The organism is Nonomuraea sp. NPDC050556 (genome assembly GCF_044457355.1).
In the GTDB taxonomy this organism is placed as follows: Bacteria; Actinomycetota; Actinomycetes; order Streptosporangiales; family Streptosporangiaceae; genus Nonomuraea.
The window spans coordinates 746,988-770,802 of the sequence record NZ_JBITGU010000002.1; the positions used below are offsets into that span (position 1 = coordinate 746,988).

Genomic DNA, 23,815 nt, shown 5'->3' on the forward strand with positions numbered 1-23,815 from the left:
GTCGAAAAATCCGACCTTCGCCCCCTTTCTGCTTCCCTAACCGAGAGCCAGCGCCGCGCAGACCTCGGCCACCGGGCCCGGGTCCATCAGCTCGTGGTGCCGGCAGTCGATCTCGACCACCTGGATCGACCCGTCCACCCGGGACTTCCAGCTCTCCGGAGTCATCCACGGCTGCAGATCCCGGAGGGCCGCGATCAGCAGCACGTCGCCGGTGTACCGGTCCGGCTCCTCGTCCAGCAGCAGGGCCTGCACGTTGCTGAGCATGACGTCCAGGATCCTGGAGCGTTGCTCGACGGTCAGGAAGCGCAGCTCGCTGGTCCCCCGCCCGAGGTAGCTCAGGCACTGCGCGCGCAGCGCGGCGGGGTCGGTGGCCGTCTTCACGTCGTCGACGCCGTCGTAGAACTTGGCGTACCCGGCGACCATGGCCGTCATCATGGGCATGTCCTCGGGCGGAACCCTGGACTCAGGGTCGTCCGACGGGTACGAGTCCATGATCCCGACCAGGCCCACCTCCTGCCCGGCCCGCTGGAGCTGCACGGCGACCGGCTGCACGAGGTTGCCGCCGAACGACCAGCCGAGCAGGTGGTACGGGCCTTCCGGCCGGACGCCCCGGATGACCTCGGCGAGCTCGGCGGCGATCTCGGCGAGGTCGTTCGTCTGCGGCCCGTCCCCGGTGAGTCCCTGGGACTGGATCGCGTACACCGGCACCCGGGGGTCGAGCGCGCTCAGCAGGTTGACGTACCGCCAGCTCATCCCGGTGTTCTGCGGCAGGCAGAACACCGGCGGCAGGTCACCCTCCGCGCGCAGCGGCAGCACCCTGGCGAACGGATCCAGCTCGCTGCCCGCCTCGTCCAGCAGCGCGTCGACCCCGGCGGGGGTCGGGGCGCCGGACAGGTCGCGTGCGCTCAGCTCGACCCCGAGCACCGAGCGGAGCCGCGCGGCCAGCCGGGCGGCGAGCTGCGGGGTTCCCCCCAGCTCGAAGAAGTCGTCCTCAGGGGCGGTCTCGGGCAGGCCGAGCACCTCGGCGAACAACCGGCACAACACGTACTCACGCAGGGTCTTCGGCGCCTGCCGGCGAGACCGCGCCTCGGGCAGCCTGGCCGTGTCCAGCTTCCCGCCGGGGGTCAGCGGCAGCGCGTCCAGCGTCACGAACGCCGAGGGCACCATGTGTTCGGGAAGCTGCCCGGACAGGTATTCACGCAGCTCACCGGCGGAGACCGGCTCCCCACCGGGAACCACGTAGGCGACCAGCCGCTGGTCCTCGCGCACCACCACCGCGGCGGCGGCGAGCCTTTCGTGTCCGCGCAGCGCGGCCTCGACGACCTGGTCGTCGGCGCGCCCGACCAGCTCCAGCCGCCACTCCCCGGCGTCGCGCCGCCATCGCGCGAGGTCCCCGGTGCGGTACAGCCGTGCCCCCGGCGTACCGAAGGGGTTGGCCACGAAGCGTTCTGCGGTCAGCGCGGGCCTGCCGTGATAGCCACGGGCCAGCCCGGTGCCAGCGACGTACAGCTCGCCGGTCACGCCCGGCGGCACGGGACGCAGCGCCGCGTCCAGCACGTAGGTCGACGCGCCGGGCTGGCGCTGGGCGAAGGTCACGTCGACGGTCGCCTCGGCCGGGCCGTACGCGTTGACCACCAGCCGGTCCTGCGACCAGCGGTCGGCTAGCTTCTCGAGGTACGGCTCCGCGCCCGTGATCCACGCGCGCAGGTGGGGCAGCGGCACGGCGGGCACGCCGAGCAGCACCGCGGGCGGCACCTGCGCGTGGGTGATGCGCAGCCGGTCCAGCTCCGAGGCCAGCTCGGCGCCGGTCGGCCGGTCGGGCGGCACCACGAGGCAGGCGCCGGAGAGCAGGGCGAGGGTCAGCTCGGCGACGGACAGGTCGTAGCCGAGCACCCTGGACTCGGGGGTGACCTGGTAGTGCTCGCGCTGGTTGGCGGCGAGGCCGGACAGCCCGGCATGAGTGACCACGGTGGCGGCGGAGGTGCGTACCACGTACGCCGGGTGGTCCGGGCTCAGCGGCGCGGTGCGATCCGCGTCGGTCGGCTCCGTGCCGGGAAGCCCGGTCAGGTCGAGACCGCCGGTCAGCACCACCGCAGGAGCGAGACCGGCGGGCAGGTCGTCGGCCCGCGCGTAGGCGGCCCCGGCCTTGGTGACGGCCAGGGCGGCCACCACGAACTCGGCGGACCTGGGCAGGTCGAGCGCGACCACCTGCTCAGGCCCGACACCCTGGCCGATCAGGTGGTGCGCCAGCCGGTTGGCACGCGCGTCCAGCTCGGCGTAGCTGACCGCCACTCCCCCGGCCTCGACTGCCGGGCGGTCCGGGGTCTTCCCCGCCTGGGCGGCGAACAGCGCCGGCAGGGTGGCCTGCGGCTCAGTGCTGACGTCGGCGGCCACCAGCTCGGCGCGCTCCGTCGCGGACAGCAGGTCGAGCGCGCCGAGGCGGAGGTCCGGGTCACCGGCGACCTGCGCCAGCAGCCTCCCCAGCCGGTCCGCGATGGCCTGCGCCGTGTCGGCGTCGAACAGGTCCAACGCGTAGTCCAGCGTGCCGTGGATCCCGTCCGGCGCTCCGTCGGTGAACCGCTCGCCCACGCTGAAGGACAGGTCGATCCTGGAGGCGCCGATGCTGAAGTCCTCGGCTGCCACCTTCAGGTCCGGCATGTCCAGCGTCGGCCCCGCGTTGTTCTGGAACACCAGCATCACCTGGAACAGCGAGTGGTGCTGGGCCGCGGACCGCGTCGGGTTGGCCATCGCCACCACGCGCTGGAACGGCACGTCCTGGTGGGCGAACGCCGCCAGGTCCGCCTTCCTGACGCGGCCGACCAGGTCGCGGAAGCTGGGCTCGCCTGAGGTGTCCGTGCGCAGCACCAGGGTGTTCACGAAGAACCCGACCAGGTCCTCCAGCACCTGGTCGCTGCGTCCCGCGACCACGGTGCACAGCCGTACGTCGGTGCCCGCGCCCAGGTGGGTGAGCAGGGCGGCGGTCGCGGCGTGCACCACCATGAACATGCTGGACTGGCTGGCGCGCGCGAGGTCGGCCAGCCCGCGGTGCGCGGCGGCGTCCACCTCGAAGGACACCACGTCGCCCCGGTTGCTCGGCGTCGCCGGGCGCGGCCGGTCGGTCGGCAGTTCGAGCTGGCTGGGCAGCTCGGCCAGGTTGTCCCGCCAGAACTCCAGCTGGGTGCTGACCAGGCTGCGCGGATCCGACTCCGAGCCCAGCAGCTCCCGCTGCCACAGCGTGTAGTCCGCGTAGTGCACCGGCAGGTCCTGCCAGTCGGGACGGCGCCCGGCGCGGCGCGCGGTGTAGGCGGCGACCAGGTCCCGGCCCAGCGGACCCGCTGACCAGCCGTCGCTGGCGATGTGGTGGGTCAGCATCAGCAGCACGTGCTCGTCCGGGCCGGTGGCGAACAGCCAGGCACGCACCGGCAACTCGGTGGTCAGGTCGAACGTGGTGGTCGCCGCACGCAACATCGCGGCGGGCAGCTCGTCCGCCGTCACCTCGACGAACTCGACGACCGGGCGCGCCATCGCCTGCGGCAGCACCTTCTGGTACGGCGAGCCGTCCACCTCGACGAACAGCGTGCGCAGGCTCTCGTGCCTGCCCACCACGTCGCCGAGCGCGGCCACCAGCGCCGCCCGGTCGAGCTCGCCGGTCAGCCGCATCGACATGGGCAGGTTGTAGGTGGCGCTGGGGCCCTCCATCTGGAAGCTGAACCACAGCCGCTGCTGGGCGAAGGACAGCGGCACCCGGTCCGGCCGTGCCGTACGGCGCAGCGGGGGCCTGGCCATGCCGGCGTCGTCCAGCCGCGCCACCAGGGCGGCGACGGTCGGCGCCTCGAAGACCGTGCGGACCGGCAGCTCCACGCCGAACACGGCCCGGGTGCGGGAGAGCAGCTGGATGGCGCTCAGCGAGTGCCCGCCGATGTCGAAGAAGTTCTCGTCCGGCAGGACCCGGTCGCGGCGCAGCACGTCGGCCATCAGGCCGCACAGGATCTCCTCGCGCGGGTCCCTGAGCCTGCGCACGAGCGCGTCGGCGGGGGCGGGGACGGACCCGGCGAGCAGGTCGCCGAACAGGGTGGCCCGGTCGGCGTCCGCCAGGGCGACGGCGCGGCCCAGCGGCCGCTCCCCCGCCTGGATCAGTCCGCGCAGAGCGTCCGAGAACGCGTCCGCCACCCAGCGCACCGCTGCCTCGCCGAACAGGTCGTGCCGGTACTCCAGCACGATCTGCAGGCGCTCGCCGGTCAGCCTGACCACCAGGCGCAGCGGGTAGTGCGCCGCGTCGTCGCCGGTGATCTCGGTCAGCCGCACGCCCGGCGCGATCTCCCGCGCGGACGTGTCGACCGGGTAGTTCTCGAACACCACGAACGTGTCGAACAGGGTGGACAGGCCGGTCAGCCGGGTGACGTCGGTCAGCCGGAGGTGCTGGTGCGCCATGAGCCTGGACTGCTCGTCGGCGAGCCTGGCCAGGTTGTCCGCCACGCTCGCCTCGGGCCGCAGCCTGACCCGTACCGGCACCGTGTTGATGAACATCCCGACCATCTTCTGCACGCCGTCGATCTCCGGCGGCCGGCCGGACACCAGGGTGCCGAAGACCACGTCGTCGCGGTCGGTGATGGCCGCGAGCACGCTCGCCCACGCCGCCTGCACCAGGGTGTTGGCGGTCAGTCCCGTGGACTGGACGAGCTGTCTGAGCTGCGTGCCCACCTCGGCGTCCGGGCGGATGTCGACCTGCGCTGGCAGCTCGGAGCCGAGCTCGGCGTCCGGGGCCACCAGCGTCGGCCGGTCCACTCCGGCCAGCGCCACCTGCCACGCCTGCGTCGAGGCCGCGGTGTCCTGCCCGGACATCCAGGTCACGAAGTCGCGGTAGGGGGTGACGGCAGGCAGTCCTGTGGCGTCGCCGCCGCCGGCGTAGAGCGCGAACAGGTCGTCGATCAGCACCGCCAGCGACCAGCCGTCCACCAGGATGTGGTGGTTGGTCAGCACCAGCCGGTACTCCTCGTCGGCGAGCTTGACCAGGGTGAACCGCAGCAGCGGCGGCCGCCCGAGGTCGAACCTGGCCACCCAGTCGGCGGCCACCAGCTCGCGGAGCTTCGCGTCCCGCTCCTCGGCGTCGAGGTCGGACAGGTCCACCTCGGTCCAGTTGAGCGGGACCTCGCGGTAGATCACCTGGATGGGCTCGCCCGTCTTGCGCAGCCGGAAGCCGGAGCGCAGCACGGGGTACCTGCGGATCAGGCTCGCGGCGGCGGCGCGGAGCACCTCGGGATCCAGCCGTCCGGCGAGGGCGAGCACGCCCTGCGCCTGGTAGACGTCGACTCCGTCGTCGTCGTAGGCGGCGTGGAAGAACATGCCCTCCTGCAGCGGCGTGAGCGGCAGCACGTCTTCAAGCTTGGTCACTAGAGCGCCCCCTCTTCGGCTTCCAGCTCGGCTTCCAGCTCGTCGATCTCGGCCTGCATGAGGTCGATGGACAGGTCGGACGGGGTGAGGCCGCCGGCGCTCGGATCCACGGCGTGCCGTACCAGTGCGCGCAGCGCGTCGAACCACGCCTCGGCCAGCTCGGCCACGTCCTGCCCGGTCAGCAGCGCCTCTGGCCAGGCCCAGCTCACGGAGAGGCTGGGCCCGTCCGGTCCGTCGACCGCCGCCGCGTTGATCTCCAGGACGTGGGGTACGGCTTGCGCCGCGTCGAGCGCCGGGGGCTTGGCGATGTCGTCGACCTGGCCCCAGTCCTCCGCCGCGACGTCGCCTGAGCCGACGCCGAACCGGCCGATGTAGTTGAACCCCAGCTGCGGGGCGGGCAGGCCGGCGAGCGCCGGCGCGGTCTCGGCGTTCAGGTGGCGCAGCAGGCCGAACCCGATGCCGTGTCCCGGTATGACGCGCAACTGCTCCTTGACCGCCTTGAGCGCGCGGCCGATCGCGGGCCCGCCCGCGCTGACCTCCGCCCAGTCCGCCGGTCCCGGATCCAGCCGCACGGGATACATGCTGGTGAACCAGCCCACCGTGCGGGACAGGTCGGCTCCCTGCAGCAGGTCGTGTCGGCCGTGGCCCTCCAGATCGAGGAGTACGGCGCTGCCGGTCCGCTCGCGCCACTTGTTGATCGCGAGGGCCAGCCCGGTGAGCAGCACGTCGTTGATTCCGGCGTTGAACGCGGCGGGCACCGTGGTCAGCAGCGGCTCGGTGTGCTCGACAGGCAGCGTGGTGGACAGGTGGCACAGGGTGCCTGCGACGTCCACTGCCGGGTCGAGCGCCCGCTTGCCCACGTGCGGTTCCGTTCCGGCGAGCAACCCCTGCCAGAGGTCGAGCTCGGCCACCCGCTCAGGCCGGTAGGACTCCTCGGCCAGCCCTCTGGCCCAGGTACGCGCCGGGGTCGGCACCGGGTCCAGCTGCGGCGCGTTGCCCGCCGCCGCCTGCCGCCAGGCCAGGGCCAGGTCGGGCAGCAGGATCCGCCAGGACACCACGTCGGTGGACAGGTGGTGCACGACCAGCAGCAGCCGTCCTGCCCGGTCCTGCCCGTAGTCGAACCACACCGCCTGCAGCGGCAGGCCGTCCCGTGGGGCGAGGCGGTCGCGTGCGGCAAGGGCGTGCTCCTCGGTCGTCGCGGCGATCCGCTCGTCCGTCGCCCCGGCGAGGTCGACCCTGGTCAGCAGGTCATCGAGCGCGGGTTCGCCGACCGGACGGACGTTGAACGACCACTGACCGTCCGGTGCGACGGTGAGCCGCTGGCGCAGCGACTCGTGGTGGTCGACCACCGCGCGCAGCGCCGTTTCGAGGTCCTCGCGGCGGATGCCGCGCGGCAGGCGCACCGCGACGGACTGGTTGAAGCCGTCGTAGTGGTCGGTGAGCTCGCGCAGCCAGCCCATGATCGGCAGGGGCCCGAACTCGGCGCCGGGGTCGTCGTCGTCCTGCCTGGCCACCGGGGCCTCCGCCCAGGTGGCCACCGCGGCCAGCGCGGTGACGGTGCGCTGCTCGAACACGTCGCGCACGGTCATGGCGAGGCCCGCTCGGCGTGCGCCCGCGACGAGCTCGATGGAGATGATGCTGTCGCCGCCGAGGGTGAAGAAGTCCTGGTCGGGATTGACGTGGGACAGGCCCAGCACCTCGGCGAACAGGCCGCACAGGATGTCCTCGCGGGCGTCGCGCGGACCGGCGGCCACCTCCTGCGCCACCTCGTTGACCGGCGCGGGCAGCCCGGCCCGGTCCAGCTTGCCGTTGGGGGTGACCGGCAGCGCGTCCAGGGTCACGAACGCCGAGGGCACCATGTACTCGGGGAGCAGCCCGGCGACGTGCCCGCGCAGCTCGTCCGCCGGGGCCGGGTCGCCGCTGGGCACCACGTAGGCCGCCAGCCTGCGGTCGCCGGGCCGGTCCTCCCGCACGATCACCACGGCCTGCTTCACCGCGGCGTGCCGCAGCAGGACCGCCTCGATCTCGCCCAGCTCGATGCGGAATCCCCGCACCTTCACCTGGTCGTCGGCGCGCCCGGCGAACACCAGCTCGCCCCACGCGTTCCACCGCGCCAGGTCGCCGGTCCTGTACAGCCGCGTGCCAGGCGGGCCGAACGGCGAGGCGACGAAGCGCTGCGCGGTCAGCGCGGGCCGTCCCAGGTAGCCGCGGGCCAGGCCCACGCCCGCCAGGTACAGCTCGCCGACGACGCCTGGCGACACCGGGTTCAGCTGCTCGTCCAGCACGCACACCCGCGTCCCCACGATCGGCCTGCCGATCGGGATCTCGGTGGCGTCCGGCGGCAGCGGCTCGCTCGCCGTCACGCACACCGTCGCCTCCGTCGGGCCGTACGCGTTGACCATCCGCCGGCCGGGGGCCCACCGCGCCACCAGCTCGGGTGCGGCCGCGTCACCTCCGACGACCAGCGTGATGCCCGTCGGCAGCGAGTCAGCGGGCAGCGCGCCCAGCGCCACCGGCGGGATCATCAGGTGGGTCACGCCCATCCGCGCCACCACGTCGGGCAGCACGGTCAGGTTGATGTCCGCCAGCACCAGGCACGCGCCGCAGAGGAGGGTTCCGAAGATCTCGCCTGCCGCCACGTCGAAGCTCAGCGCGGCGAACTGCAGCATCCTGCTGTTGCGGTCCATGGCGAGCCGCTCGCCCTGCCCGGTGACCAGGTTCTCCACGCCGCGGTGGGTGACGACCACGCCCTTGGGCCTGCCCGTCGAGCCCGAGGTGTAGATCACCCACGCGGGCGAGTCCAGGCTCAGCGGCGTCAGCCGTTCGCTGTCCAGGACGGGCGCGGCCGACAGTCCGGCCACCGCCTTGGCCACGACCGGGTCGTCGACCATCACCGGCGGCGTGCCCGCGCCGAGCTCCGGCAGGCTAGCCGCCAGCTCGCGCGTGGTCACCAGGCACACGGCCGCCGAGTCGGCGACCATGAACTCCAGCCGGTCGGCCGGGTAGTTGGGGTCGAGCGGCACGTAGGCTCCGCCGGCCTTGTGCACCGCCAGCAACGCCACGATCAGCTCCACCGACCGGGGCAGGGCCACCGCCACCAGCCGTTCCGGGCCGACCCCGCATCCCACCAGGTGGCGGGCCAGGCGGTTGGCGCGCTCGTCCAGTTCCCGGTAGGAAACGGTCTGGTCCTCGAAAACCACCGCAGGCGCATCGGGTGCCAGCGCGACCTGCTTGGCGAACAGGTTCGGAATCGTCGCCACGGGTACCGCTCCATCCATCGAGTTGTTGTTCACAAGGCGCACCGCGCTCAACGGGCGGCCGGCGTCCGCGACGACGTCCGACAGCAGCCGCATCAGCCGGGCGGCGATCAGCTCGACCGACTCGCGGTCGAACACGTCCACGGCGAACTCGAGGACACCGTCGAGCCCGGCGGGGCGGCCCTGCTCGGTGAAGGTCTCCGCCATGCCGAAGTGGAGGTCCAGCTTCGCCGCGCCGGCGCCGAAGTCGGCGCCCTCCACCTGGAGGCCGTCGAGCTCCCACTGCCCGTCCCTGCCGCTGGAACTGGCGTAGGACATGGTGATCTGGAACAGCGGGTGCTGGCCCAGCGCGTGTTTCGGCGCGAGCGCGCCGACGAGCCGGTCGAACGGCACTTCCTGGTGGGCGTAGGCGCCCATGCTGGCCTGCCGTACCCGGGCCAGCAGCTCGTCGAAGGTCGGGTCGCCCGAGGTGTCGTTGCGCAGCACCAGGTTGTTGGCGAAGAAGCCGACGAGGTCGTCCAGCGCCGGGTCGCTCCGGCCCGCCGTCGAGGTGCCGATCAGGATGTCGGTGCCCGCGCCCAGTTTGGTGAGCAGGGTCGCGATCGCGGCCTGCACGACCATGAACATCGTGACGTCGCGGCTGCGCGCCAGCTCCACCATGGCGGCGTGGGTCTCGGCGTCCACCAGGAAGCGCACGTCGTCGCCCCGGTGCGTCGGCGTCGCCGGGTGCGGCCGGTCGACCGGCAGGACGATGGGCTCGGGAAGGTCGACGAGGGCCTGGCGCCAGAACTCCATCTGCCGCCCGATGGTGCTGTGCGGGTCGTCCTCTGCGCCGAGGATCTCCCGGTGCCACAGGGTGTAGTCGACGTACTGCACGGGCAGGTCGGGCCACTGCGGCGCGGCACCGGCCCGCCGGGCGGCGTAGGCGCGGGCGAGGTCCCGGCGCAGCGGTCCCAGGGACAGGCCGTCCGCTGCGATGTGGTGGATGAGCAGCAGCAGCACGCTTTCTGTCGCGCCGAGCTCGAACAGGACCGCCTTGATCGGGATCTCGACCGCCAGATCGAAGCCGTAACCGGCGGCCTCGCGCACAGCGGCCTGCAGTCCATCCTCGTCCACGGCGACGACCGACAGCTCGGGACGCGCGTCGACAACGCTCTGGTACGGAACACCGTCGTGTTCGGGGAAGACCGTGCGCAGCGTCTCGTGCCGGTGCACCACGTCCCGCAGCGCCGCTTCGAGCGCCGCCCGGTCCAGGTCTCCCGACAGCCGCAGCGCGATCGGCATGTTGTAGGTCGGGCTCGGGCCTTCCAGCTTGTACAGGAACCACAACCGGCGCTGCCCGAACGACAGCGGCACGTACCGCGGCCGCTCGACGGGCACCAGCGCGGCACGTCCTGCGTCGGCGCCCTCCAGCCTGGCCGCCAGCCGCGCCACTGTCCCGGCGTCGAAGACCTCCCACACCGGCACCTCGCGCCCGAACACCGTGCGGATCCTGCTGACCAGCCTGATCGCCAGGATGGAGTGGCCGCCGAGGTCGAAGAACCCGTCGTCGATCCCGACCGAGTCCAGCTCCAGCACCTCGGCGAACAGGCCGCAGAGGATCTCCTCCTGGACGGACCGGGGCCCGCGGAACGCGGCCGACGCGGCCACGGCGGGCGCGGGCAGCGCCTTCCTGTCGATCTTCCCGTTGCTCGTGAGCGGCAGCTCGTCGAGCACGGTCACCATGGCGGGGACCATGTAGTCCGGCAGCCAGCGCCGCAGGTAGGCGCGCAGGGACCGGCCCAGCGCGTCGGCCTCGTACGGCCTGGTCGGGTCGTTTCCGTACTCGGCCAGCGGCCGCGCGTGCGCCGCCGCTGGGTAGACGATCCCGACGGCTCCGACGCCGTTCGACCCGTCTCGGGTGAAGAGGGCGTCGACCCGGCCGTCGTCGGCGTCGAACGTCCAGGACACGCCCGTCCGGAGTCCGAGCCTGCCGCCGAGGTCGTAGAGCGCCTCGGGCTCGACCGGACCGGCCGGAGCCGCAGGAGTTGCTTCGTCGACAGCCGACAGCGCCGCCAGTTCGGGCGCCAGGCGGGCGTTGGGGATGCCGGTCACCCGGATCGCCCCTCCGCCGGACCCGGCCAGCTCGGCCTCCAGCGCCGCGAGGTCGGCCACGTCCGCGCCCCAGCGCAGCTCGCGGGGCTCGATCACCGGCTCAGCGCCGGAACGACGCAGCACGACGTCGTAGCGGTAGCGGCTCAGCTCGTTCTGCGCCACACCGCGCTTGACCCCGATCTCCACCGCCTGGCCCAGCGCGGGGAAGAACTCCGGATCGATCAGGAGTTCCTTCTCCCGCCGCACGGCCTGCGCCGTGGAGCGGCGCCACTGCTCGGGTTCGTCGTGCGGGTGGCGCGCCACCTCGACGGCGGCCCGGAAGCAGCGGAGCAGGCGGCGGTTCCGCACGTCTCCCACGAACACAGCGCCGCCCGGGACCACCAGGTCCAGCGCCTGACGCAGCACGGACTCGAGGTAGTCGACGTTCGGGAAGTACTGCACCACCGAGTTGATGACGACGGTGTCGAAGAACCCCTCGGGCAGGCCGTCGAACCGGTCTGCGGGCTGGGTGCGCAACACGACCCGGTCGGCCAGCTCCGGCTTCCCGGCGACGACGTCCCGCAGCGCGGTCACGGCGATGTCCGAGAAGTCCGTCGCCCAGTAGGACTCGCTGTCGGGGGCGAGCTGCGCCATCAGCAGGCCGGAGCCCACACCGATCTCCAGGACGCGGCGCGGCCGCAGCTCGCGGATCCGCTCCACGGTCGTGTCCCGCCACACGCGCATCTCGGGGAGCGGGATGGGGGCGTCGTCGTAACTGCTGCGCCACACCGAGAAGCTCTCGCTGAACTCGCCCGACCTGGCGTCCGCCTCGTAGGCGGAGTCGTAGACCTGCTGCCAGTCGTCGACCTGCTGCCGCTCCACCGAATCGTCGGCGGGCTGATCCTGGGCGAGCGGGGTGACGTAGGCGATCAGCTGCTCGTTCTCGCGGGCGACGACGGCGGACTGCGCGACCTCGGGATGCCGGGACAGCACGCTCTCGATCTCGCCGAGCTCGACGCGGAACCCGCGCAGCTTGATCTGGTGGTCGACCCGGCCGAGGAACTCCAGCTCCCCGTCCCTGTTCCAGCGGGCCACGTCACCGGTGCGGTACATCCGCGACCCAGGCTCGCCGTGCGGGTTCGCGACGAACCGCTCGGCGCTGCGCCTGGGCTGCCCGTGGTAGCCGCGGGCCAGGCCGGCGCCCGCGATGTACAGCTCGCCCGCGACGCCGACCGGCACCGCGCGCAGCTCGCCGTCCAGGACGTGCACCTGGGTGTTGGCGATCGGGCGGCCGATCGGCGGCACCCGGTCGTCGCCGGGCACCGAGGCCGTCGTGGACCAGATCGTGGTCTCCGTCGGGCCGAACTGGTTGACGACCACGGCGGAACGCTCGCGCATCCGCGTGGCCAGCCCGGCGGGCAGGGCCTCGCCGCCGACCAGCATCCGCACGCCGCGGAAGGTGTCGCTCCCGGTGCTCAGCAGCACCTGCCACATCGTCGGCGTGGCCTGCATGATCGTGCAGCCGGTGGCGACGGCGAGCTTGGCCAGCGCCACCGGATCGTGGACCGTCTTCTCCCGCGCCAGCACCACCTGGGCGCCGTGGACCAGCGGCATGTACAGCTCCAGCGCCGCGATGTCGAACGAGACCGTGGTCACCGCCAGCCACCGGTCCTGCGGGGTCAGCGCGCACTGCTCGCGCATCGCGGCGAGGAAGTTCGTCAGGTTCTCGTGGGTGACCACGACGCCCTTGGGCACGCCGGTCGACCCGGAGGTGTAGATCACGTAGGCCGGGTGGTCGGCCCGCAACGGCTGCACCCGGTCGCGGTTGCCGGGGTTCGTGTCCGCCTGGACGGCCAGCCGTTCGACGGTGTCCTGGTCGTCCAGCAGCAGGCGGGTGCCGGGAAGGCCCGGCAGGAGGTCCGCCGTGGCCGTGGTGGTGACCGTCAGGACGGCCCCGGCGTCGCCGAGGATGTAGTCGAGGCGGTCGGCCGGGTAGTCGGGGTCGAGCGGCAGGTACGTCCCCCCTGCCTTCTGCACGGCCAGCAGGGTGACCAGCAGCTCGGGCGCGCGCGGCATCAGGACGGCCACGATCGACTCGGGCCCGACGCCGTAATCGATCAGCGCCCGCGCCAGCCGGTTCGCCCGGCCGTTCAGCTCCGCGTAGGACAGCTCCTCGTCGTCGTAGGCGAGCGCGATCGCGGCGGGGTCGCGCAGAACCTGGGCCTCGAACGCCTCCGCCATGGTCGCGGCCGGGATCTCGGCGTCGGTGTCGTTCCAGTCCAGCAACCGGTCGCGTTCGACAGGCAGCAGGACGTCGTGCGCGCCGATCGGCTGGTCGGGGTCGGCCAGCAACGCGCCCAGCCACCGGGTCCACCGGTCGCCGAGCCATTCCACCGTCGCCTGGTCGAACACGTCGGTGCTGTACTCGATCACGCCGGTGATGCCGTCTGGTGCGCCTTCGGCGTTCCGCTGCTCGTTGAGCAGGAAGAACAGGTCGAACTTGGCGGTGCGGGTGTTGATGTCCGAGGTGGTGACGTTCAGGCCGGGCAGCTCGAAGTTCGTGCTCGAATAGGCGAAGAAGCCGAGCATGACCTGGAACAGCGGGTGATGCGCCGCGGAGCGGGCCGGGTTGAGGAGCTCGACCAGCCGCTCGAACGGCAGGTCCTGGTGGGCGTAGGCGGCGAAGTCGGTGGTGCGCACCCGGTCGAGCAGCTCGCGGAAGCTCGGCTCGCCGGACGTGTCCGTCCGCAGGACCAGGCTGTTCACGAAGAACCCGACCAGGTCGGTCAGCGCGTCGTCGGTACGGCCGGCGAACGGCGTGCCCAGCGGCACGTCCGTCCCGGCGCCGAGCCGCGTCAGCAGGGACGCCAGGGCGGCGTGCAGGACCATGAAGACGGTGACGTTGCTCGACCGCGCCAGGGCTATCGCGGCGCGGTGCGCCTCAGGCGACAGCCCCACCTCGACGTGGTCGCCGCGGTACGACGCCACGCTCGGCCGCGGGCGGTCGTAGGGCAGGTCGAGCTGCTCCGGGATCCCCCGCAGCGCCGTACGCCAGAAGTCCACGAGCGTGTCCGCCGTGCTCGGTTCGTCCAGCAGGTTCCGCTGCCACAACGTGTAGTCGGCGTACTGCACCGGCAGCGGCTCCCACGCCGGGGCCTTCCCCGCGCACCGCGCCTCGTACGCCGAGGCCAGGTCGCGCACCAGGGGTTTGAGCGACGAGCCGTCGGCGGCGATGTGGTGCATGACCAGCACCAGCGTGGCGTCCTCCGGCCCCACGACGAGCAGCTCGGCCCGCAGGGGGATCTCGGTCGCCAGCTCGAACGGGTACCGGGCCGCGCCTTCGACAGCGGCGTCGAGCTCGTCCGCGCTCACGTCGGAGGTCACCAGCTCGACGGCGGCCTCGTCCAGCACGTTCTGGCGGGCGACGCCGTCCACCTCGGGGAAGGTGGTGCGCAGGACCTCGTGCCTGGCGACCACGTCACGCAGCGCGGACGTCAGCGCCCCGCGGTCGAGCAGGCCGCGCAGCCGCAGGCCGAAGGCGATGTTGTAGGTCGCGCTCGGCCCCTCCAGCCGGTGCAGGAACCACAGCCGCCGCTGCGCGAAGGACAGCGGCACCACGTCGGCGCGCGGCTCCGGCCGCAGCGCGGGCTGCGGCGGCGCGGTGGCGGCATCGAGGCGCGCGGCCAGCGCGGCCACCGTCGGGGTCTCGAAGACCTCGCGCACCCTGAGCTCCACGCCCATGACCGACCTGACGCGGCTGATCAGCCGGGTCACCAGCAGCGAGTGCCCGCCCAGCTCGAAGAAGCCGTCGTCGACACCCACCGACTCCAGCCCCAGCACCTCGGCGAACAGCCCGCCCAGGATCTCCTCACGCGCGCTCTGGTCCGTACGGCCGGCCGACCCGGTGCCGAGCGTCGGCGCGGGAAGGGCGGCGCGGTCGAGCTTGCCGTTGGAGTTCAACGGCAACGCGGGCAGGAACACCATCGCCGTGGGGACCATGTACTCGGGCAGGCTCTGCCCGACGTACCGCCGCACCTCGGCCACGTCGGGGATCCGGTCACCGGCGGCCACCAGGTAAGCCACCAGCATCCGGTCGCCGGGCCGGTCCTCCCTGGCCACCACGGACGCGTGCGCGATGTCGGGGTGGGCGACGAGCGCCACCTCGATCTCCCCCGGCTCGATGCGGAATCCGCGCATCTTGATCTGCTGGTCGGCCCTGCCCAGGTAGTCGAGCTGCCCGGCGCTGTTCCAGCGCACCAGGTCACCGGTGCGGTACATCCGCTCGCCGGGGGGACCGTACGGGGCGGCGACGAACCGCTCCGCTGTCAGGGCCTGCCGCCTGACGTAGCCGCGGGCCACGCCGAGACCGGCGAGATACAGCTCGCCCGGCACGCCGGGCGCGGCCAGCCGCAGGTTCTCGTCCAGCACGTAGGCCACCACGTTGTCCATGGCCCGGCCGATCGGCACGGCGCTCTCGTCCTTCACCGACGCGTCCAGCTCGAACCGGGTGGCGAAGGTGGTGGTCTCGGTCGGCCCGTAGACGTTCAGCACCCGCGTCTCCGGGCAGTGCCGCAGCACGCGCAGCATCGCCGAGGAGGAGACGACCTCGCCGCCGCACCAGACCTCGGTGAGCGTCGCGAAGCACTCCGGCGACTCCTCGGCCAGCAGCGTGAACAGCGGGGTGGTCAGGAACACGGCGGTGATCCGCCGCTCGGCGAACACGGCGGCCATCGCGCTGACGTCGATGTCGGCCTCGGGCGCCACGACGACCTCGTGACCGGCCAGCAGCGGCGCCCAGATCTCGTAGGTGGCGGCGTCGAAGGCGTGCGAGGAGTGGAAGAGCACGCGGCGGTGGGCCTCGCTCGCCAGGTCGCGGTCGCACGCCAGCGCGACCACGTCGGCGTGGGTGACGGCGACCCCCTTGGGGTTGCCGGTCGAACCCGAGGTGTACATGACGTAGGCGAGGTTCTCGCCGCTGAGCCGCAGGCCCAGGTCGGTGTCCGGCAGCCCGTCGAGCTGTTGCTCCGCCACCACCAGGACGGTCGCGTCGTGACCGGTCAGGTCGCGGTCGGTGATCAGCACGGGCGCGCCGGTCTCGCGCAGCATCCAGGCGATCCTGGCCTCGGGGTAGCTCGCGTGCATCGGCACGTAGGCGCCACCGGCCTTGATCACCGCGAGCATGGCGACGACCAGGTCGACGCTGCGTTCCATCAGCAGCGCCACCGGGACCTCAGGGCCGACGCCGAGGCCGGCCAGCCGGTGGGCGAGCCGGTTCGCGCGGGTGTTGAGCTCGGCGTAGGTCAGGGTGACGTCGAGGCAGGCCAGCGCGGGCGCCTGCGGGGTGCGCCGCGCCTGCTGCTCGAACAGGGTGGCCAGGTCGCCGGAGGGGACCGGGTTCTCCTGGCCGTTCCAGACGACGAGGATGTCCTGCCGCTCCGCCGGGTCGAGCAGGTCGAGCTCGCCGATGGCCAGGTCCGGCTCGGCGACGGCCGAGGCCAGCACGAGAGCCAGCCGGTCGGCCAGGTTCTGCGCCGTGCCCCGCTCGAACAGGTCCTCGGTGTACTCCAGCGTGCCCTCGATGCCCGCCGGTTCGCCGTCGTCCGCGTGCGTCTCCTCCACGCTGAACGACAGGTCGAACTTGGCGATGCCGGACACCGGGGTCGGCAGGACCTCGGCGCGCAGCCCGTGCAGGTCCACCCGCTCGGCCCCGGCGTTCTGCAGGACCAGCATCACCTGGAACAGCGGGTGGCTGGCGAGGGTGCGGGTCGGGTTCAGCACCTCGACGACCCGCTCGAACGGCACGTCCTGGTTGGCGTAGGCGTCGAGGTCGACGGCGCGGACCCGGGCCAGCAGCTCGCGGAAGGTCGGGTCGCCCGAGGTGTCGTTGCGCAGCACCAGGGTGTTCACGAAGAACCCGACCAGGTCTTCGGCCGCCTCGTCAGAACGACCGGCGACCGCGGTTCCGATCGGGATGTCGGTGCCTGCGCCCAGCCGGGTCAGCACCGTCGCGAGGGCCGCCTGGACGACCATGAACACGGTCGTCCCGGTGTCCCTGGCGAGTCGCACCACCGCGCGGTGTGCCGTGGCGTCCAGCCGGAGCGGGACCTTGTGGCCGCGGTAGGACGCGGCGGCCGGGCGCTGCCGGTCGGCGGGCAGTTCGAGCACCTCGGGCGCGCCGCGCAGGGCCTCACGCCAGTGGACGAGCTGCTGGCTGATGATGCTGCCTGGATCGGCTTCGGTGCCCAGCACCTCGCGCTGCCACAGCGCGTAGTCCGTGTACTGGACGGGCAGTTCGCTCCACTGCGGGCCCTCCCCACGGCAGCGGGCCGCGTAAGCGGTGGACAGGTCCTGCAGCAGCGGCCGGGTGGACCAGCCGTCGGCGATGATGTGGTGCGTCACGACCAGCAGCACGTGCTCCTGCTCGCCGAGCCTGAGCAGGCTGCTCCGCAGGGGTACACCGGCGTCGAGGTGGAAGGGCAGCGCGACGGCCTCAGCGATGGCCGCGTCCAGCCCGTCCTGGGCGACGTCGACCACGGGAAGGGCCACCGGCGCGTCGTCGGGGGTCAACACGCGCTGGTACGGCTCGCCGTCCCGTTCCGGGAACATCGTCCGCAACGACTCGTGCCGCGCGACCACGTCGCCCAGCGCGGCCAGGAGCGCCTCCCGGTCCAGCGGGCCGGACATCCGTACCGCCAGCGGCACGTTGTAGGTCGAACTCGGCCCTTCCAGCCTGCTCAGGAACCAGAGCCGCTGCTGGGCGAAGGACAGGGGGATCATGAGACCTCCTCGGGCCTTGGCATCCGGCGGAGTGCCGGTCGAGCGGCCCCGGCGCCGGCCAGCTGGCCTACGAGGGTCGCGACGGTTGCCGATTCGAACAGGGAGCGCAGTGCCAGCTCGACGCCGAAGGCGGCGCGGATCCGGCTGATCAGCTGGACAGCGAGGAGCGAGTGGCCGCCGAGCGAGAAGAAGTTGTCGTCGATGGTGACCCGCGGGACGCCCAGCGCCTCGGCGAAGAGCTCGCAGAGGATCTCCTCGCGGGCCGAGCGTGGAGCCCGGCCCTGCGTGTCCGTCTGGTAGACGGGCGCGGGCAGGGCGCGCTTGTCCAGCTTGCGGTTGGGGGTGAGGGGCAGCGTGTCCAGCGGCACGAACGCCGAGGGGACCATGTATTCGGGCAGCAGTTCCGCGCACCGCGCGCGCAGCGCCTCGGTCTCCCCTGGCGGCACGACGTAGGCCACCAGGCGCCTGTCGCCCGGCTGGTCCTCGCGCACGATCACCGCGACCTGGTCGATCCCCGGATGGCTGCCGATGACCGCCTCGATCTCGCCGAGCTCGACGCGGAAGCCGCGGATCTTCACCTGGTCGTCCACCCGAGCCAGGAACTCGTACTCGCCGTCCCTCCGGCGGCGGCCGAGGTCGCCGGACCGGTACATCCGCGAGCCGGGCGGGCCGTACGGGTTGGCCACGAACCGCGTGGCGGTCAGTCCCACCCTGCCGTGGTAGCCGCGGGTCACCAGGTCGCCGGCGATGTAGATCTCACCGGCCACGCCGTACGGCACCGGCCGCAGCGCGGCGTCCAGGACGAACATCTGGGTGTTCCAGGCCGGTACGCCCAGGCTCATCACCCCGGCGGGGATCCGCTGGCCCGGGTCGATGCGGCGCTCCATGCACCCGACCGTCGTCTCGGTGGGACCGTACTCGTTGTACACGGTCACCCCCGGGTGCTTGGCCCGCCACTCGTCGAGCACCTCGCCGAGCAGCGGTTCCCCGCCGAGGACGAGCTGCCCGGTCGGCGAGAACCGGTCGGGCAGGTTGATCAGCAGCGGCAGGTGGCTGGGCGTGGCCTTGACGAACGTGGGCCGCTCCGCGTCCGCGTCCGCAGTGGACGAGGTGTCCAGCTCGATGAGGTCCACCGCGCCGCCCGCGGTCAGCGGCGCGTACAGCCCGGTGACGGTCAGGTCGAACGACACCGAGGAGTGCACGAGCGCGCTCCCGGCCACCCCCGGATAGACGTGCCGTGACCAGGCCAGGTAGTGGTTGAGCGAGTGGTGCTCCACCACGACGCCCTTCGGCCGCCCGGTCGACCCGGAGGTGTAGATCACGAACGCCGGGTTGTGCGGGTTCAGCGGGTGGATCCGGTCCTCGTCGGTGACCTCGTGGGCGGGCAGCGGTTCGAGCTCCGCGCGGGTGCGCGGGTCGTCCAGGACGAGGTGGTCGCCGCCCTCGGGCAGCCGGGACCGTCCCTCCGCGCTGGTCAGCACGAGCACCGGGTCGGCGTCGTCGATCATGAGCGCGATGCGCTCCGCCGGGTAGCTCAGGTCGACCGCGAGGTAGGCCGCGCCCGCCTTGAGCACCGCCAGCATGGCGACCACGAGATCGACGGACTTGGGCAGCGCCACGCACACGAACCGCTCAGGGCCGACGCCGCGCCGCACCAGCGCGCGGGCCAGCTTGTTGGCTCTGGCGTCCAGCTCGCCGTAGCTGAGCCGGTCGCCGTCGAACACGACGGCGACTGCGGCGGGGTCCCTGCGCACGTGCTCGGCGAACAGCTCGGGCACCATCGCGTCGGCCACCGCGGCGACCGAGTCGTTGCCGCGCGTCAGAAGTTCGTGCCGTTCTTCGGCGGAGAGCAGGTCGAGGCCGCTGATCGGCAGGTCCGGCTCGACCGCCGCGCCGTCCAGCAGCCTGACCAGACCGGCGGCGAGGAACTCGGCGGTGGGCGGGTCGAACAGGTCGGTCGCGTAGTCGAGGTAGCCCTCGATGCCCTGGCCGTCCGCGACCTCCCAGACGAAGAAGGACAGGTCGAACTTCGCCGAGCCCGCGCTGACGAAGTACGTCTCGCTGGTGAGTCCGGGCGCGGTGAGCTGCGCGTCCACCCCGTTCTCGTAGGTGAGCACCACCTGGAACAGCGGGTTGTGGGCCAGTGACCTGGCCGGGTTCAGCGCCTCCACCAGCCGCTCGAACGGCACTTCCTGGTGGTCGTAGGCGTCCAGGTCGACCTCGCGCACCCGGGTCAGCAGGTCGCGGAAGCTGGGGTCGCCGGAGGTGTCGGTGCGCAGCACCAGCGTGTTGACGAACAGGCCGACCAGGTCGTCCAGCGCCTCGTCGTCACGGCCCGCGGTGACGGCGCCCACCGGCACGTCGGTGCCTGCGCCCATCCTCGTCAGCAGCACGGCCAGGGCGGCGTGGAGCACCATGAACACGGTCGTGCCCGTGCCCCTGGCCAGCTCGGCCAGGCGGCGATGGGTGTCCGGGCCGACCCGGTAGCGCACGCGGTCGCCGCTGTAACTCGCCTCCATCGGCCGGGGCCGGTCGGTGGGCAGCTCCAGCAGCTCCGGCGCTCCTGCCAGCCGCTGGCGCCAGTGCTCCACCTGCGCGTCGAGCCGATCCCTGTTCTGCGTCTGCCGTTGCCACAGCGCGAAGTCCGCGTACTGCACGGGAAGCGGGGCCCAGTCCGGTGCGTGGCCGTCGCACCGCGCCCGGTAGGCGGCCGACAGGTCGCGGGCCAGCGGCAGGGTCGAGCCGCCGTCCGCCACGATGTGGTGCGTGACGATCAGCAGCACGTGCTCGCCGCCGGGCAGCCGGAACAGCGTCGGCCGGAAGGGGAGGTCGGCGGCCAGGTCGAAGGCGTGCCTGGCGGCCGAGGCGACGGCGTCGTCCAGCCGGTCCTCGGTGACGTCCACGACCGGCAGCTCGGGCCGGTCGGCGGCAAGCACCCGCTGGTACGGCTCGCCGTCCCGCTCGGGGAAGACGGTGCGCAGCGACTCGTGCCTGGCGACCACGTCGCCGAGGGCGCCGGCGAGCGCGCCGCGGTCCAGCGCGCCGGTGATCCGCGCCGCCCACACGACGTTGTAGGTCGAGCTCACCCCGTCCATCTGCTGCAGGAACCACAACCTGCGCTGGGCCGGCGAGAGCGGGAGCAGCTCCGGTCGCCGGGCGGGGACCAGCGGCGGCCGGGCGGGACCGGCGGGGTCGATCCGCTCGGCCAGCGCGGCCACGGTCGGCGCGTCGAACACCGCGCGGGCGGTGAGCCCGGCGTCCAGCGCCGCGCGCACCCGACCGGCCAGCTGTACGGCCAGCAGTGAGTGCCCGCCGAGCGCGAAGAAGTCGTCGTCGATGCCGACCGCGGGCACGCCGAGCACGTCCGCGAACAGCTCGCACAGCAGGGTCTCCCGCACCGTGCGCGGAGCCCGTCCACCAGAGGTCCGCGCGACCTCGGGCTCGGGCAGCGCGGCGCGGTCGACCTTGCCGTGCCGCGTCAGCGGCAGGGCGTCGAGCACCACGAAGGCGGCCGGCACCATGAACTCGGGCAGCCGGTCGCGCAACGCCCGCACCTCGACCGGGTCCTTGCGGCCCGGTACGGCAGGCACCACGTAACACACGAGCCGCACGTCTCCCGGGCGGTCCTCGCGGGCGACCACGACAGCGTCGGCCACGGTGTCCTGGGCCGAGACGGCCGCGGCGATCTCGCCGAGCTCGACGCGGTGTCCGCGGATCTGCACCTGGTCGTCAGCTCGTCCGGCGAACTCCAGCAGGCCGTCGGCGGTCCACCTGGCCACGTCGCCTGTCCTGTACATCCGGCTGCCCGGCCCGTCGAACGGGTTGGCCACGAACCGCGACGCGGTGAGGCCCGGCCGCCGCAGGTAGCCGCGGGCCAGGCCGCTGCCCGCCAGGTACAGCTCACCGGCCACGCCGGGCGCGACGGGCCGCAGGTGCTCGTCCAGCACGTAAGCGCGCGCGTTGGGCAGCAGGCGGCCCAGCGGCACCACCCCGAGCGGGTCGGGCGCGCCGGGCTCCAGCCGGTGCTCGGCGCAGTGGATGGTCACCTCGGTCGGTCCGTACCCGTTGGTCACGGTGGCCGTGGGGTGTTCCTTGCGCCAGCGGGACAACACCTCGCCGCGCAGCGCCTCCCCGCCCAGGACCAGCTCGTCACTGGGCCCCGATCCCGGCGGCAGCGCGCTCAGCAGCGGCAGGTGGCTCGGGGTGGCCTTGACGAACGTGCAGCCGAGGGCCTCGGTGGCGCCGGCCAGGTCCTCGGCGACCAGGACGCGTCCTCCCGAGGTCAGCGGCCCGAACAACGCCGTCACCGACAGCGAGTAGGCCACCGAGGTGTGCCACAACGCGGTGCCGGACAGGCTCGGGTGGTGTTCGCGGGCGGTGCGCAGGTGGTCGTCCAGGGACCGGCGCTCGATGACCACCGCCTTCGGGCGACCGGTCGACCCCGAGGTGTAGATGACGTGCGCGGGATGGCGGGGCGACACCGGGGTGGTCCTGTCGGCGTCGCTCAGGTCGGTTGCGGCGCGGGCGGCCAGCGCACGCTCGGTCTCCGGCTCGTCCAGCAGCATCAGCCGCGCTGTGAGGCCGAGCCGTCGCGCCACGCCTGACTCGGTCAGCACGACGAGCGGGTCGGCGTCGTCCAGCATGAACGCCGTCCTGCCCGACGGATAGCCCGCGTCGATCGGCAGGTAGGCGGCGCCGGTCTTCAGGACCGCCAGCAGCACCTCGATGATCCGCGCGGAGTGCGGCAGCAGTACGGCGACCAGCCGCTCGGGGCCGACGCCCAGCGCGACCAGGTGGCGCGCCAGGCGGTTCGCCCGCGCGTTGAGTTCGGCGTAGCTCAGCTCGACCGGCCCGCTCACCGCCGGGTCGTCAGGACGCTCCGCGGCGTGCCGCTCGAACAGCTCGATCAGCGGCTCTGCCGTACCATCTCGGTCGGTCTCGTTCCAGGCGGCCACCATCAGCCGCAGCTCCTGAGCTTCCATGCCGCTGGCTCCTACTCTGTCCCCGGGTCAGGCGGCATCAGCCGAACTCGACGGAAATATCGGGATCTGGCTACGCCGATTCCATGAACGAGACGAGGCTCGCCGGGCGCATGTCGGTCCAGGTGCGCTCGATGTAGTCCAGGCACGCCTGGCGGGTGTCCGGGCCGTGGCTGACGGTCCAGCCGGCGGGCACCTCGATGGCGGACGGCCACAGGGAGCGCTGGTTCTCGTCGTTGACCAGCACCAGGTAGTTACCGTTCTCGTCCTCGAACGGATTGGTCATCACTCGACTCCTCGACTTCTCGACTCGAACCCTGCTCCGAGGCTATGGGTTCTGCTTATCCCCGAGTTATCAATCCGATTCGGGGTCTCGAACTCCAGATCGAGCACGTCAGGGCCATAAATCTCCTTGACCCACCCGTGCTGGTAGACCGAGTCCAGGTACCGCTCACCGAGGTCCGGTGCGATGGCCACGGCCGTCCTACCCTCGTAGGCGGGGTGCTCGTCGAACCACTGCATCGCCCCGCTGATCACGGTCCCGGTGGACCCGCCGAACAGGAACCCCTTGCGCGCCAGGCGGTGGCAGGCCCTGATGGTGTCCACCTCAGGCACGTGGATCACGTCGTCGACGTACGACTCGTCCAGCAGCGGCGGCCGGACGCCGGTGCCCAGCCCGGGGATCATCCGGGGCAGCGGGGGCCCGCCGAAGGCCACCGAGCCGACCGCGTCGACCGCGACCACCCTGACCTCGGGGCGGTGCTCCTTGAAGTACCTGGCGCAGCCCATCAGCGTGCCCGTGGTCCCGGCGCCGACGAACAGCACGCCGAGGTCGGGAAACCGCCCGGCGATGGCGGGCGCGGTCCAGCGGTGGTGGGCCTGCCAGTTGGCCGGGTTGGCGTACTGGTTGAGCCAGACGTAACGGTCGTCGGACTCGCACAGCTCGCGCACGTACCGCAGCCGCGCGCCGAGGAAACCGCCGTCCGGCTCGGGCTCCACCACCGTGTACACGCGGCTGCCCAGCGACTCCATCAACTGCTTGGTCGCCAGGTTGCACCGGGTGTCCGTCACGCAGACGAACGTGTGGCCCCTGCTGGCCGCCAGGATGCTCAGGGCGACGCCGAGGTTGCCCGACGAGGACTCGATCAGGATGGACTCCGGCCGCAGCACGCCGCTGCGCTCGGCCGCCATGACCATCTCACGGGCGACCTTCAGCTTGATCGAACCGGCGAAGTTGAACCCCTCGCACTTGAGGTAGAGCCTGCGGCCGAAGGTCTGCTCGAGGTCGACGTAGAGATCCTCCTCGTGGTACTCCTGCGGCTCGACGATGATCGGCAC

At 72.5% G+C, this 23,815-nt stretch carries 5 protein-coding genes; all 5 read right to left on the reverse strand.

All coding sequences use genetic code 11. The features are described 5' to 3' along the window. Positions 1-36 precede the first annotated feature (36 nt). Positions 37-5,391 carry an alpha/beta fold hydrolase gene (locus ACIBG8_RS21660; protein ID WP_397344661.1) on the reverse strand — a complete coding sequence of 1,785 codons (5,355 nt, stop codon included), beginning with the start codon at positions 5,389-5,391 and terminating at the stop codon, positions 37-39. Continuing rightward, entirely contained in the window at positions 5,391-17,498 is a 12,108-nt protein-coding gene (locus ACIBG8_RS21665) for an amino acid adenylation domain-containing protein (protein WP_397344662.1), read from the reverse strand. Before ACIBG8_RS21665 ends, ACIBG8_RS21660 begins: the two co-directional genes overlap by 1 nt. After that, the gene (locus tag ACIBG8_RS21670) at positions 17,495-22,480 is read right to left on the reverse strand and encodes an amino acid adenylation domain-containing protein (RefSeq protein WP_397344663.1); all 4,986 of its coding nucleotides are present in this window, start codon (positions 22,478-22,480) and stop codon (positions 17,495-17,497) included. Before ACIBG8_RS21670 ends, ACIBG8_RS21665 begins: the two co-directional genes overlap by 4 nt. 70 nt (positions 22,481-22,550) lie before the next feature. After that, positions 22,551-22,763 (reverse strand): MbtH family protein, encoded by a 213-nt coding sequence (locus ACIBG8_RS21675; protein ID WP_397344664.1) that lies wholly within the window; start codon positions 22,761-22,763, stop codon positions 22,551-22,553. Then, the gene (gene sbnA, locus ACIBG8_RS21680; protein WP_397344665.1) at positions 22,763-23,815 is read right to left on the reverse strand and encodes a 2,3-diaminopropionate biosynthesis protein SbnA; all 1,053 of its coding nucleotides are present in this window, start codon (positions 23,813-23,815) and stop codon (positions 22,763-22,765) included. Before sbnA ends, ACIBG8_RS21675 begins: the two co-directional genes overlap by 1 nt.